9 protein-coding genes are annotated in these 14,572 nt (G+C 62.6%); all 9 read right to left on the reverse strand.

The features are described 5' to 3' along the window. Positions 1-448 precede the first annotated feature (448 nt). The 9 genes from COMA2_RS13965 to COMA2_RS14010 all read right to left on the reverse strand — a co-directional run bounded on the left by COMA2_RS13965 (position 449) and on the right by COMA2_RS14010 (position 14,148). Positions 449-1,015: a hypothetical protein gene (locus COMA2_RS13965; protein WP_090899430.1), complete on the reverse strand. Its 567-nt coding sequence runs from the start codon at positions 1,013-1,015 to the stop codon at positions 449-451. A 479-nt stretch (positions 1,016-1,494) separates the two neighbouring features. Next, positions 1,495-1,923, reverse strand: a complete 429-nt coding sequence (locus COMA2_RS13975) for a gamma-glutamylcyclotransferase (RefSeq protein WP_090899437.1) — start codon at positions 1,921-1,923, stop codon at positions 1,495-1,497. 125 nt (positions 1,924-2,048) lie between these two features. After that, positions 2,049-5,024, reverse strand: coding sequence for a type III restriction-modification system endonuclease (locus COMA2_RS13980; RefSeq protein ID WP_090899440.1), 2,976 nt, complete (start codon positions 5,022-5,024; stop codon positions 2,049-2,051). 3 nt (positions 5,025-5,027) lie between these two features. Next, complete coding sequence (locus tag COMA2_RS13985; RefSeq protein ID WP_090899458.1) at positions 5,028-6,941, reverse strand: site-specific DNA-methyltransferase; 1,914 nt, start codon at positions 6,939-6,941, stop codon at positions 5,028-5,030. Positions 6,942-6,969: 28 nt separating this feature from the next. Beyond that, entirely contained in the window at positions 6,970-7,413 is a 444-nt protein-coding gene (locus COMA2_RS20780; protein WP_245631027.1) for a hypothetical protein, read from the reverse strand. Positions 7,414-8,052: 639 nt separating this feature from the next. After that, a complete protein-coding gene (locus COMA2_RS13995) occupies positions 8,053-8,811 on the reverse strand; it encodes a DUF4391 domain-containing protein (protein WP_090899446.1) in 759 nt (252 codons plus the stop codon). Then, a complete protein-coding gene (locus tag COMA2_RS14000; RefSeq protein ID WP_090899449.1) occupies positions 8,808-12,005 on the reverse strand; it encodes a helicase-related protein in 3,198 nt (1,065 codons plus the stop codon). The genes COMA2_RS13995 and COMA2_RS14000 overlap by 4 nt, the downstream gene beginning before the upstream one ends. A 96-nt stretch (positions 12,006-12,101) precedes the next feature. After that, entirely contained in the window at positions 12,102-13,193 is a 1,092-nt protein-coding gene (locus tag COMA2_RS14005) for a linear amide C-N hydrolase (RefSeq protein ID WP_090899452.1), read from the reverse strand. Between the two features lie 112 nt (positions 13,194-13,305). Continuing rightward, complete coding sequence (locus COMA2_RS14010; RefSeq protein WP_090899455.1) at positions 13,306-14,148, reverse strand: DUF4062 domain-containing protein; 843 nt, start codon at positions 14,146-14,148, stop codon at positions 13,306-13,308. Positions 14,149-14,572: the final 424 nt, after the last annotated feature.

Consider the following 14,572-nt stretch of genomic DNA (forward strand, 5'->3'; position numbering starts at 1 on the left):
AACGCGCCGGTGAGCGGCGCGGCCGCCCGACCGGGCACCACCACGAGCCGTTCCCCGCGCCCGCTCCACTGGCGGGTTCGACGCCACGGAGCTGTTCACTCAGCGACCCCCTGCCGTCACGCGACGCGCGGCACTGGCCCGTTGCCACGTGGCCGTCGGACCGCACGCTGCGCCGACGATCTGCCTGGCGACGCCGCCCGGCATCAGATCCGTGTTCTTCGCTACCCACGGCGGGCTAGGGATCGCAACGGGTCACCCCGATGCTGCGCCACCTCGATCGCCGAGCCTTGTCTCGGCCGGGTCGATCTGCCTCTCCTCGATGCCACCGGTCGTCCGATGTCTTCAATGCCGCCACACCGTCGCTGCCCTCGGGCGCGAGACTCGATCGCCGTGCGGCGAACGGGCAGCATCAGCGGCGGCGCGCAGCGCCGTCCGCTGCATGCTGTTGTTAGACGGCGCTCGACCCGCATTCACGGTGTGACCAACCACACTCTGCCTCGATACGCCGGCGATACGCAGTGTCGATCTGACGGGGGGCGCAACGCACATATCGTTCTGCATTGTCCCTCGTGGCACCGGTAAGCGTCCGGAGATACTGGACGACCTGATCCACCGTCGGCGACGTGTCGTTACCGTTGAACTTGGGCCCAAGTGCCGTCCACACCGCCGCATCGAGACCATGCGCCTGCGCCCAGTCGGAGAGCCCGGCCACGAGCTGAGGGGTCACTTCACTCCGCTCCCAGGATCCGATGCGGGACCTCCAGTCATTGCCGGTGATGCCCTCGCGGTCGCGAAGCGCCTCCTTTGCCGCTTGAAGCTCAGTGGGAAGCATCAGAGCCCACAGCACCCGCACGGGCGCAGCCGTCGGCTCGACCACGAGAGTGATGCGGCCGTCCGACGACTGGCGGGTGAACTCGACAGGCACAAAGGGCCCATCCTCAAACCACTGGCGCTGAATCGGCAATGAGCGCGGATCCCAGATCAACGATCCCCATCCCAGACATGCGATGTTCATAGCTGTTCGCCGTCTAACGCTCGCGCTCACCGGGCGGGGCGAGCAACGCGAGCCCCGAGCCGGTGGAGCGCGATGTTCGACGGCTCACTGCCCCTGCCACGCGCCAGCCCTCGACGTAGCCGCCGCGCGCTGCCCTGATTTCTTCGCGCCTCCGTCGTGGCCCGCCGCGCTTCCCCTGCCTGGCGCAGCCCCGCGCGTCGGACCTGAGAGGACGACCCCTGAACCATGAGCTCTCGTGACCCCAGCCGATGGCCCCGAAGGTTGCGCCGCCCCGACCCCGCGCCCGGTGGCACTTGGCCTCTTGCCTTCGCTCGACTGGGCGGCTTGCCGTGACATCTGTGGGGCGTCTCGCGAGGTTTGCCCTCACTTGCTCGCTTCCATCGCCGTCCGCCGAACGCGCCGGATCAGGCGCGGCGGGCGACGCGTCAGCCCCGATGAGGGCCGACCGCAGGGCGCCCGCCGCCGCCTGCATCCGGAAGTTATCCGGCTGCTTCACAGCTCAACGACCGCTTCTGGCGATCGCGTGCGGCGTTAGGATCGTCCATAGACTCGATGGCCTCAAGCGTTTTCACGTAAGGATCCGGCAGCCTATGTTCCCGCGCGCCCTCGACTAAGAAGCGCTTGTACCACCCGTACGGCCGGAGCGTCGGGTCGGCAGCGGGCGAGACGGCGACGTAGACCCAAGCGTGTACGTCGGCTCCAGCTCGTGTCCGCACGATCTCACGCCGACGAGCGTAGCCCTGACCCTCCCCTCTATCCAGAACAGCCAGGTGATGGTCTGGAAGCGCATAGAGGACGCCCCACACTTCTCCCGCCGGGTCCGGCTCAACGTTTGCCTTACCCGAGCCATCCTGGCTGCGCTTATTGAAGCGGAGACGGGCACATGTTCGAACCGAACGCGAAGACATGTTCGCTCAGGGGTTCCTCCTTATGTCCGGATAACGCTCCGGTTCAGCGGCGGGCCGCGTAGCGGACCGTCCGCTGCAACCGGTTGTTAGGCACACATCGAACTCTCGCACCTGATTCCGGGCGCTCATCGCGCCTGCTCCAGGAACTCCTCCACGGAGCTTGCCACGACATAGCGCGCAGGCGCCTCTCGAACCTCCAGCGCCTTGAAGTGCTCCCGCCCGCACTCGATCTTGGCCTGCTCCATCGGCCGCAGGGCATCGCTGAAGAGTGCCGTTCCCTTGGTCTCGACGACGAAGTACAGGCGCTCCTCGCCTTCCTGCTCCACGAGCACCGCCCAGTCCGGGTTGTAGCCGCCCAGCGGCGTCGGCACGGTGAACCAGCCGGGCAGCTTGGCGTACACCTTGATGGCCGTGTTCTTCTCCAGTTGATCGGCGAACTCGGCTTCGGTGCCTGAGTCGTAGACCACCTGCTCGTAGACGGACTTATGGGCGTCGAGCAGGTTCTTCAGGTAGGCGGTCAGTTCCTCCTGCTCGAACAGCTCCTGGGCGAAGTAGTGCTCGTCGCCGAGGCGCTGGTACTTGATGCCGTCCACGATGGCCAGCCGCTTGCAGCGGTTGATGGCTTCCGCCGCCAGCTCGATGAACTGCTGGGGGTTGCGCTTGAAGTCGTCGAGTCGCTCGCTCTCCGTCAGAATTCGGTGGATGCTGCGGCGCGTGAGCTGGGTCCGGTCCTGGAGGTCGGTCAGCAGGTCCGGCAACTCGATGTCCGCTTCGTCGAGGACGACCGTGGCCGCGCCCTCGCGCTCGGTGGCCTCGATGCCCGCCTTGCCGATGGCGAGGTCGGCCTTGCGCCACTGGAGCCGCGTCTTTGGGATCGCCGGGGCGTCCCGCAGCGCCTTGGCGCAGTCCCGCACCAGCCGCTCGTTGTCGAACTGCACCCGGTAGGTGGTCTTGTGCTTGATGCGGTCCCATAGCGCCTTGAACTCGGCGCTCTGGAGCACGGCCTGCCGGGGCCGCACCTGGCGGCGCTCGTCCGCGTTCTTGATCTCCAGCCGCCCGGACAGCTTCTTGAGGACGTGGGCGATCTGGTCGAGCTGCCCGGCGAATTCCTCCGGTACTTCGAGCGTGCCGTCCTTGAGGGCCTTCTTGAGCGAGTCCTGCACTTTGCCCTTCTTGTCGATATAGCCCTTGGCCTGGAGGTGTTCCCACAACGCCTTGGACTGCTCGAAGCCAAGGGGGGCCGTCTTGCCGTCTTTGTCGGTGACCGCGACGGCAGCGAAGATGTGCTCCTCGACGATGCCGAAGCGGATGCCCGTGTCTTCCTCGATTTCCTTCTGCAAGTTCTCGGCGAAGTCCTCGTAGCTCTCCGTGGCAACGACGGTCAGCGTGTTGACCTCGAAGCCGCGCAGCCGTTGGCCCTCCTGGTTCACGCAGAGCCGCAGGCCGCGCCCGATGGTCTGGCGGCGTTCGCGCTCGGTGCGGATGTCGCGCAGGGTGCAAATCTGGAAGACGTTGGGGTTGTCCCAACCCTCGCGCAGGGCCGAGTGAGAGAAGATGAACTTGAGAGGCGTCTCGAAGGAGAGCAGCTTCTCCTTCTCCTTCATGATGAGGTTGTACGCCCGCTCGGCGTTGTCGCGGCCCGCCTGGTTGCTCTCGGCGGTGTCCGTCCAGCCGCCTTTCTTGTCGATGGAGAAGTAGCCGTTATGGACCTCCTCGGCGGCGCGCGTCAGGTCCACTTCCTTGAAGAGCGTGTTGTACTCGGGAAGCCTCGCGGCGCGCCGGTACTCCTCCTCAAACATCTTGGCGTATTCGCCCTTGATGGCGTTCCCATCCGAGTCGTACTGCCGGTACTTGGCGACCTCGTCGATGAAGAAGAGCGTCAGCACCTTGATGCCGTGGGGTCGCAGGCGCTTCTCCTTGTCCAAGTGCTCGCGGATGGCCCGGCGGATCATCTCCCGTTGCACGGCCATAGCGTCCACGTCGCCCCAAGCTTGCCCCGGCCGCAGGATGAGGTCCTCGCCGGGGACGCGAAGCTCCATGTACTCGTTGCCCTTTTCGATGCGGATCGTGCCGACGCGGCAGTCGGCGTAGAGGGCGCGCCCGGTAGTCTGCTCCAGGTTGTCGCCGTCCTGGACCGTCACTTCGCGCCGCTTGACGCCGCTGGCCGTCTCGGCGTCCACCTCGATCTTCGCGGAGATGACGTTGCGCTTGTTGCTCACCGAAACCAGGCGCACGTAGGGCTTGTTGTGTGCGTGCTCCACGGTGGCCGAGGCGACCTCGATCTGTTTGACCAGCTTCTTCTCGTAGGCGTCCACGGCGTCGAGCCGGTAGACCATGTGGTGCTTGTCCACGTGCGTGGCCGAGTAGCGCAGGGTGCAAAGCGGGTTCATGGCGTCGAGCGCCTGCTTGCCCGCACCCGAAAGACCACCGTCCACGCTTTGCGGCTCGTCCACGATGATGATGGGCCGCGTCGCCCGGACTAGGTCGATGGGTTTTTCACCGCCGGTCTTCTCGCTGTCCTTGTAGAGGTTGTTCACGTCCTTCTTGTTGATGGCCCCGACCGTCACCACCATGATCTGGATGTTCGCGCTGGTGGCGAAATTGCGCACCTGGCCGAGCTTCGAGGAGTCGTAGAGGAAGTAGTCGAAGGGGACGCCCGCGTAGAGCCCCTTCAAGTGCTCCTCGGCAATCTCGATGGAGTGATATACGCCCTCCTTGATCGCCACCGAGGGCACGACGATGACGAACTTGGTGAACCCGTAGCGTTTGTTCAGCTCGAAGATGCTGCGCAGGTAGACGTAGGTCTTGCCGGTCCCGGTCTCCATCTCCACGGTGAAGTCGCCGGAGGCCAGCTCTTCCGAAGGCTGAAGGCCGTTGCGGAGCTGAATGTCCTTCAGGTTCTTGACGATCTCGTCGTCGAGCAGGGTAAGCCGGTTGCCGATGCCGAGGTCGTCCATCTCGAACAACCGGCTTTGCGGGTCCAGGGGATCGCGGGTGACCGTGAACTCCGTCCGGCAAATCTCCTGGCCCCGGAAGAGGTCACAGACCGCCTCGATGGCGTCGAGCTGGTAGTCCAGGTTGGGCTCGAAGTGCAGTTTCATCGGCTACAGGCTCCTCACGTTGGCGATGCCGTTCTGTTCGAGGATCGCCGCGAGGTTCGTCTTGGCCACGTCGTCGGCGAAGGCGCTGTCGCGGAAGACGCAGGTCGTGTCGCCCGCCGGGGCGAGGGCCTTGTGCCACTCGACGATGCCCCTGCCCAGATTCTCCACCTCGGCGGCCGTGATCTTCTCCGCAAGGCAGGCGATCAGGACGCCACCGCCTATGGCGTGCACGTCCTTACCCGCGATTGCCCGTTTCTCAATGGCCACACAAAGGTCGAGGCCGAGCTTGAGGAGGACTTCGTACAGGATGTCCGTTTCGGTGCGGTCAGTCTTCAGATGCTCGACAGCATCCGTGAGTGTCTTGGAAAGATCCTCGCTCTTCGGTTCCCATTCCTTGATATTCGTGGAATCCAACTTGAAGATCCGGAAGCCCACGTCGCCCGCGAACATGGGATTCTCTTCCTTAACCTTCTTGGCGGCCCGGCGCAGGCGCTCCTTCGTCAGCTCGGCGATGTTGAGCGGCTTCCTCAGCTTCTTGCAGAACTCGGCGGCGACCTTTTGATCTCTGTTTTCCGGATCGAGCGGTTCGGGGAGTTGGACGAGGATGCAACGGCGTTTGCCGCCGTCACCGGCGTTCTGTGCCATGACCGCGTGGGCTGTAGTCCCCGATCCCGCGAAAAAGTCCAATACGAGTTCAGAGTTGTCAGGGGTGGTGCTAATCTGAAGGATTCTCCGAAGAAGACGAGTCGGTTTTGGGTTATCGAAAACACCTCCACCAACTAATTCCTTTACCTCATTATTGGCTTCGTGGTTGTGTCCTACTTCGTCATGCGTCCAGATTGTGACGGGCGTGACACCTTGCTTAACCTCTGATAAAAAACTCTTTCTGGATGGGGTGGATTTCCCATCTGGTCCGAACCATATTTCGTTCCCACCGTCCATCCTTGCCATCGTGTCGTCGGAATAACGACGATATGTTCCTGGAGGCGGACTCCACTTAATGCCGTTAGAAAATACATAGGGCGAGGTATCGGTCCCACTCTTCGCATGTAAGGGCGTAGCCTTCCAAAGGCCCTTTGGGTGCCCGTCAGGATTGCTGTACGCCGCCTTCTGGTCTTCGGATCTTGGCTGTAAGAGGATCTTGGCGTTATCACGACTGCGGGCGAACACAAGGATGTGATCGTGGTTGTCCGAAAAGAATTGAGCGTCATTGGCACGCGTATACTTCTTTTGCCACACCACGTTTGCGATGAAATTTTCTTCTCCAAACACGTCATTCATTGCATGCCGGAGATTGTGGACCTCCATGTCATCAATGTTCACGAACACCAAGCCGTCCTGAGTCAAAAGGCTTCGAGCCAGCTTCAGCCTCGGATACATCATGTTCAGCCAGTCGGTGTGGAATCGCCCGCTGGCCTCGGTGTTGCTGCTCATCTGCCGACCGCCTTCCACCTGGCTGGTCAGTTCCAGGTAGTTACGGATGTTGTCCTGGAAGTTGTCCGGGTAGACAAAGTCCTTGCCGGTGTTGTACGGCGGGTCGATGTAGATGAGCTTCACCTTGCCCGCGTAGCTCTTTTGTAGGAGCTTCAAGACTTCGAGGTTGTCGCCTTCGATCATCAGGTTCTGTGTGGTATCCCAGTCCACACTCTCCTCGGGGCAAGGCCGGAGCGTCCCGGTCGAGGGTGTGAGGGCGAGCTGCCGCGCGCGTCGCTTGCCGTGCCAGTTGAGACCGTATTTCTCCTCGGCGTCGGTGATAGTCTTGTCGTCCACCAGCGCCTTGAGCGCGTCCACGTTGACCGTAACGCCCTCCGGTCCTTCGGTGACGAGTTCGGGGAAGAGCGCCTTGAGCTTGGCGATATTTTGCGCGACAGCATCGTCCGCAAGACCCTCGGCATTAGCGGTGAACTTCTTCATCATCGTTGTGCCCTTGTTGTCATCTGCATTCTCAGAACCAGCCATACTCTCTCGCCGTCGTTCTTCCAATCGTGCCGTGCCTTTCGGATCGCTCCTTTAATTGCCGAAACGACGCCGAGCGAAGCTTGACGAAATAAAGGCGATACGTGTCCTTCGTTCGAAGTCTCTCAAACACAGCGACCCATGGCGAACGCATCAGTTTGCCCTTTTGCCTAGGTCGTAGCCCCTCTGCAACCTCCGGAACCTCTTTCGTCATTTGGAGACGCCACATATGGTTACCTTGATATTTCATCCGAAGCTGCACGGTCGTCCCATTGGACACCCTGTAATTCAGGTATGTCGGATCTCCGCCGTGTGGGTTTAGACCAAAGAACAGCCCTTGTTCTGCTTTGAACTCCAGCTCTCGTCCCATCGCGGTTACATATCCACACTCGATCCAGCACACCGTGGCTGTGCCGGGGTCTACTTCAGCCATATCATCAGCAAGGACTTCTCGTGTTTTGCGCTTCGCTTGCCCAAGGCGTAGGCCCGCACGCGACCGGCGAGCTTCGCGCCTGAACCGAGAGCTATCAGTGAATTGTGACCTGTAGTGGTCTAACTCGCCACGCTTCAAAGGACGGCCAAGTCTCCAGACATCAGCCCAAATCGAATCGAGTTCTCGTTTGTCGGAGGATGAGTCTGCATGCAGCAGGACTATGGATTCGGCATTTCCGGCCAAGGCGTGTTTGGTCAGATTGGCGGAGCCAATCACCATGAAGGCCCTGGAACGATGGGTGGAGTCTAAAAGGTAGAGCACCTTGGGGTGGAATCTCCGGGCTTCGTGCTCGAAGGAAGCAACCCGAACATCTGAAGATTCGAGGGACAAGCAAAGCTCAATGGCTCCAGGCTGACTTAGCGCGTCATCCAATCCTATAAGCCATTGTGAGCGGACAGGCGGCGATAGAAGTAGGCCGAGAACGTCGCGGAGCCCAGCAATGGTTACATAGGCCATGGCTGCGCATACCGTATTGTATTGGCGGTGATGCATCTCTCTTGCGAGCAGGGCTTTTATTGAAGCCGTTGGAGATGCATCCTTTTGTATCAAGTATTCGTATCTCATGATCGTCGTTCTCGCCTAAAGCAGAGCTCGTTGTTCTGTTAACTGGTTGGAAAGGAAGCTAATCTGTCGATTGAGTTCCACCCGCCGCGCCATCTGCTTCTCTTTCCCCGCCGCCGCGCGCAGGCGGGTCATCTCCGTTTCCAGCCGGGAACACTCTCGAAGCGCGTCCTGCCTCGCCGTGGCCCGCTCTTGGTCGGCCGCTGGCGTGAAGCTGCCCGTCAGCCGGGCGGCCTTGAAGGCGACCAGCGTGTCCACCCACCCCTGGTAGAGTGCTCGCAGGGTGCCGTGCGGTTGCCGCTCCAGCGCCAGCGCCTTTCGGAACTCTTCAAGCTGCGGGGCCTCGCTCCCCACCTCCCAGTCGGCGGCGACCACGTCGCCGTCGAGCACCGTCTTTTCCGCCTCGTTCTGCGCCCAGCGCTTGTGCGCGGCCGAGAAAACCAACTGCCCGGCGTGCTCCGTCAAAAGGAGGAGCGGATAGGGCACGGCGCGGTGGACCAACTCCACGAGGCGCGTCGTCTTGGCCCCGGCGCGAAGAGTGAACCGCAGTACGGCGATTTCGAGGTATTCGCGCTCCGGGTCGCGGTACTCGGGAACGCCGATGGTTGTCGGCTTGAGGGCCGCGATCCAGAACAGCTCCTCGATCCCGTCGTTGATGTGCCGCTTGTCGGCGGCCGTGGGGGCTCCGTTTTCGAGCAGGAGCTTCTTCGGGACGCGCCGCTCCACCTGCGCGCTCGCGGGAAGGTCCAAGGCTGCGATGAGGTCGGCGGCGTTCATTCGGCGGCCTCCGGCAGGATCACGAGGTAGGCCAGTACCTCGAAGTCGTTGGTCCCGGCGAATTCGCCCTTGAGTGCGTGGGTGCCGCCGGGCTTGAACAGGCTCGCCATGGCGCGCTCCTCGTTCTTGCCTACGACCGACGCGACGGCGGCGGATAGAAGCTCTTGGGCCTTGCGCATCTCCTCGCCTTGTTTCGTGGTCTTGTCGAGTCGGGCGCAGGCCTCGGCGTCGGGTATGTCGCGCCCAAGACAAACGCGCTTCACCCTGTCGAGCACTTGCTTGGCCTGGGTGTAGGGAAGGAGCACCGTGCCGTCTTCGCCGACGTGGACCAGGTAGTGCGGCGCGAGGGGATACCCGGCCTCGGTGGTCCGCTTGGCGGCGTCGCCTTCCGCCCGCAGGCAGAAGATGATGCCGGGCGGGACTTCGGCCTCCGTGGTCGTCGTGACCGCGCAGGTGCCCGTCGGGAGATTCTCCAGGATGCCGGGATGGGCCTTGAGGTACTCTGCCAGGTCGATGCGGAAATCGGTCAGCGTTAGGTCGGCAATGGAAACGCCGGTCGAAAGGTCCTCCAGGTCGATGACGGCATCCTGGAGTTTGAGGAGTTGCTTGCGGCGGTACTCCAAGTCGTTCATCTGGTTGCCGGATTGCTGCTCGATCAAGTTCTCTTCGCCGGTCGCCGAAATGTCGAGGAGCACCATGCGCCCGCTCACGCGCTGCTCCAGGTTGATGTACTCCTCCAACTCCATGTTGGGCCAGAAGTTGACAAGTTGGATGCGGTCGTTGGGCGAGCCAATGCGGTCGATGCGGCCGAAGCGTTGGATGATCCGCACCGGGTTCCAGTGGATGTCGTAGTTGATGAGCCAGTCGCAGTCCTGGAGGTTCTGGCCCTCGGAAATGCAGTCCGTTCCGATGAGCAGGTCGATCTCGCCTTCGCTTGAGTATTCCTCGGGTCGCTCCTTAGAGCGGGGAGCGAAGGCGGACAGGATCGAAGCGAGGTCCTTCCGCAGACCCTCGCGGGTCGTCTGGTTGCTACCCGTGCCCGTGACCAGGGCGGTGTCGATGCCGAGGGTCTTCTTGGCCCAGGGAGCGAGCCGGTCGTAGAGATAGCGGGCCGTGTCGGCAAAGGCGGTGAAGACGATCACCTTCCGGTTGCCGGGGTTGATGGGGTTGCGGCACTTGCTTTCGATCATCTCGCGTAGCGCGTCGAGCTTCGCGTCCCGCGCGGCGTCAACCTGTCGGGCGGCGGCGTGGAGATTCGCCAGCCGGTTTCGGTCCTCGATCAGGTCCTGCTTCCAGCGGATGAGGTCCACGTCCTTGAGGAGGACCTTGACCTTGCGGCCGACGAGTAAGCTCTCGAAGGCGGGGTCTTCGATGTCCACGTCCTCGATGTCGATCTCCTCCATGTCCTCGGCGTGGTTCTCGATCCGGGCCAGCGTCGCCTCCACGTCGCGGAGCTGCCGCTCGACAGTCAGGGCGAAGGACGGCACGGCGCTTTCCATGCGCTTGAGCACGTTGACGCGCAGGAGGTGGATCAAACTTTCTTCGCGGTCCACTTGGCGGAAGAAGCCCGTCCCGCCCTTGACCTCGGTGCTGTACTTCTTGTCGTAGGCTTCCTGCTTGTGCGGCAGCACGTACCGAAGGGGCGCATAGGCCGACAGGTTCAGCTTGCGGATTTCGAGGTTGATGTCGGCGATGGGCGGGAACTCGCCCGCGAGGTCCACGTCTGCCTTGATGTTGATCGGTTTCAGCCGGTCGGGAAAGCGCCCGGTCTCGGCGATCCCGTAGTATTTCTCGATATGCTTGCGGGATCGCGCGATGGTCAAGAGGTCCAGGAGCGTGAAGTAATCGAAGCCCAGCATCTCGATCAAGCGCGAAGGCGTGCGCTCGCTGTCGAGGAGGTCGAGCCAGCGGTTGAACTGTTTCTGCGCAAGGCGCGTGGTGCTGTCGATGCTTCCGATGCCGTGGTCGAGCAGGGCCGTGTCGTCGCCCTCGGTGGCGAAGGCGATTTGGTTGCGCAGGTCGGCCATGCGGTTGTTGACCGGCGTCGCGGAAAGCATGAGGACGCGAGTCTTCACGCCCTCCTTGATGATCTTACGCATGAGGCGGTCGTAGCGGGTCTCCCCGCCCTGGCGCGGCGTCCGCTTGTTGCGGAAGTTGTGCGATTCGTCGATGACGACGAGGTCGTAGTTCCCCCAGTTCACGTGCGCGAGGTCGATGTCGCCCGAGAGCCCGCCGTCGCGCGAAAGGTCGGTGTGGTTGAGCACGTCGTAATTGAAGCGGTCCGGGGCCAGGAAGTTGCGTCGGTCGTTGGCCTTGTAGAGCGTCCAGTTGTCCCGCAGGCGCTTCGGGCAAAGCACGAGGACGCGGTCGTTGCGCAGCTCGTGGTATTTGATGATCGCCAGCGCCTCGAAGGTTTTTCCGAGGCCGACGCTGTCGGCGATGATGCAGCCGCCGAACCGGTTGAGTTTGTCGATGGCCCCGACGACGCCGTCGCGCTGGAACTTGAAGAGCTTCTTCCAGACCACCGTATTGCGGATGCCGGTCGCGGACTTGACCACGCGCTCCTCGTCGAGTTCGTCCCCCCGGTCGCGGAAGATGTGGTTCAGGATGAGCGCGTAGACAAGAAGCGGGTCCCGGTTCCCGGCCAGTTCCTTCAAGCTGTCGATCAGCGCGGTCTTCGAGGCGGGGTCGGCCGCAAGGGCGGACCACTGCGCATCGAACCACTGGCTCAATAGCGACGCCTCTTCGGGTGTCTCGGACGCCTGGATCAAGTTCATCGGGTTGCCCGGCGTCAGCCCGAGACCGTCCGTACTGAAGGCCAGCGAACCGAGGAGGGCCTGTACGGGGCGGCCGTCTGAATTCCGGATGACGAACGCGCTTTGCGGGATCGGACCCAAGGCGCGGCGGACTTCCACCTTGTTTTCGATCCACTGGAGCAGACGCTTTGCCAGCCAGCGCGATTGCAGGCGGTTGCGTGCGGGGCGGTCGGCGGCCGTGCCCAGGATTGCAACGTCGGAACCGTTCGGAGGCAATACGAGGCGGCACCCTTCCAGCTCCCGCGCCTCGCGGTTGATCTCCGCGAAGGCAAAGAGCGACAAGGCGGGCGTGAGCACGTCGAGTCGATAACCGCGCCCGATCCCTGGACGGATCATGTCGATGACGCGGTCGGTGCCTGTGTTGCGTACAAGTCTCACGGTTGGTTCACGCCATTGTTCTTGTTGTGCCTAACGCCCCGGTTCAGCGGCGGGCCGCGCAGCGGACCGTCCGCTGCAACCGGTTGTTAGCTGCTCCTATTTCATCTTGGAGGTTACGTCGAGAACCGGCTGTTTTCCCGCCGTCGAGATCTTGATGACGCCCTTCGCGTCGAGATTGAGCGCGTTCATGTCGACGCTTCTGACCGTCTGGTCCTCGTAGGATTTCCAATAGAATTTGAGCGCCTGCGGATCGCGTGCCACGGTCAGCATGGTGTAGTCCGTGTGAACCTGGTCCGCGTGCACCTCACGGGCAACGCCCACCGGAATGTCGAAGTTGTTCAGGATGTGGAAAACCTGGAAGATGCCGCGCTCGGGATTCTTCTCAGGAATCGCCGTTGCGCTGTACACCGCGGCACGAACAAACCGTGCAGGCGGGGTGAAGTCGCCGGGCAAGCCCAGCATGCCCGAGCCCTGTCCAAGTTGCTTGAAGGTTTCACCCGCAACCGTGACCGGCGGGATGTTGCGCGGGTTGAGGGCAATGTAATTCCGCAGGTTGGTCATGTGCCAATCGAAGGTCGGTGAATTGGACATCACGCCGAGGGGATTATCATGAATCTTCAGCGTGCCGCTCACCGGCTCGATGACGATGCTGGCGCCGGTCTTGTCGTAGACGACATAGTGAAAAGGTTGCGGCTCGGGCGGCCAGCCGGGAAGGACGGTCGGTGCGACAGCGACCTTGCCCGCCTCGACTACAGCGCGCACCTCAGCGACCGTGGCGAAGCTCGTGAGCAGCCAGTTCGGGAAGTCCGACATCGACATCGACTTCGCCCGATTCTCCGGCGTGGTTTTGGTGTACTCGGCAAACGTTGGGAAATAGAAAGCACCCACCGCCAGCCCCTTCTCGTTCATCCCGTCCAGGATCGCCAGGTTGTCGAAAGCGATGACACCAAGCGCGGCGTATTTTGCCTTCCACGCCATGCCGTCGCCGAGGGGCGTCTGGCCGGTGAAGGCGTATCCGCGCGGCACCAGCACCACATCAGTTTCGATAAAGATTCCGAACTCGACGGTCCGGCCGTGCACAACGCTGCCGTCGGCGGTCCTCAGCATGATGCCAGTGCAGGCATTTGCCGATGGGCCTGATACAAAGAGGAAGGCAACAGTGGTCAGTGCGGTTACAAAGCGTTTCATGATTGATTCTCCTTTCATCACATGGGTTGGTGTGGCAGCTAACGCTGCCGTTCACCTGCGGCGGCCCGAGCGACCGAAGGGAGCGAGGGCCGGCGTCAGGTGGAACGGCTTGTTAGCCAGGGCCGCCTCCGAGAAGACTGCCGACATGGTATCCGGCATCGGTTACGAAAAAGACCTCGCCCTTCCCGGTGCGATCCTCGCTGAGTCCCAGGCCGTGCAGCTCATCGACAGCGCCACGCCATCGTGCCGCAGATCGGGCGCTGCCGGGTTCCACGAAGTCCCGGCCATTCGTCTGAACATGCGCACCGTCCATCGTAGTCAGCCGCATGATGGCGCCATTCGCATCCTGCAAGGCCTCTAAGAGCAGGTCGCGCGCGGCCTCCGAAAGCTCAGGCATCCGTGCTGCGGGTGGAGGGCGATCAAGTTCACCGGTTGGGTCGCCGCCCCCGAAGCTTGCTATCACCTGCTGCGCAAGGTGTCGGGCGAAGAGGGTGCGGAATGTCGTCAGATCGTCATACTCCTCAACGAGGCCACGAGAGCGCAGATCAGCCTTGAAAGCCCGGAGTTTCTCGTACTGCTGCTCGTCCACGCTATCCAGTCGGACAGGCACCGCCGAAAAATAGATCATCGCCGGCTTGCCAGAAGCCAGGTGTTCGTTGATCTCTTCGACTGTTCCGCTATCCGCCACGCCCGTCGGGCTGCCGAGTCGCGCCCAGAAGACCGCCACAAGCAGGTCGCAGGTCCGCAACAACTGCTTGTTGATGATCGCTTGGGGCCGATCGCCCATAGCCGGCGTCGCGTGCGTTTCCCAGCCGATCGGCATGAGAACAGTCTTCCGATCCTCGGCATGAACCGCGTTCCATTCTTGGACGACGTCGCGTATGATCTGACGTTCCTTGGCCACATCGCTGGGGGATGCGATCATGACTTTTACGACCCGAGCGGTGTAGCTCATATCCTGTCCTCGCTTCGCTGGCTAACGCGCCGGTGAGCGGCGCGGCCGCCCGACCGGGCACCACCACGAGCCGTTCCCCGCGCCCGCTCCACTGGCGGGTTCGACGCCACGGAGCTGTTCACTCAGCGACCCCCTGCCGTCACGCGACGCGCGGCACTGGCCCGTTGCCACGTGGCCGTCGGACCGCACGCTGCGCCGACGATCTGCCTGGCGACGCCGCCCGGCATCAGATCCGTGTTCTTCGCTACCCACGGCGGGCTAGGGATCGCAACGGGTCACCCCGATGCTGCGCCACCTCGATCGCCGAGCCTTGTCTCGGCCGGGTCGATCTGCCTCTCCTCGATGCCACCGGTCGTCCGATGTCTTCAATGCCGCCACACCGTCGCTGCCCTCGGGCGCGAGACTCGATCGCCGTGCGGCGAAC

This window comes from Candidatus Nitrospira nitrificans, assembly GCF_001458775.1.
In the GTDB taxonomy this organism is placed as follows: domain Bacteria; phylum Nitrospirota; class Nitrospiria; order Nitrospirales; family Nitrospiraceae; genus Nitrospira_D; species Nitrospira_D nitrificans.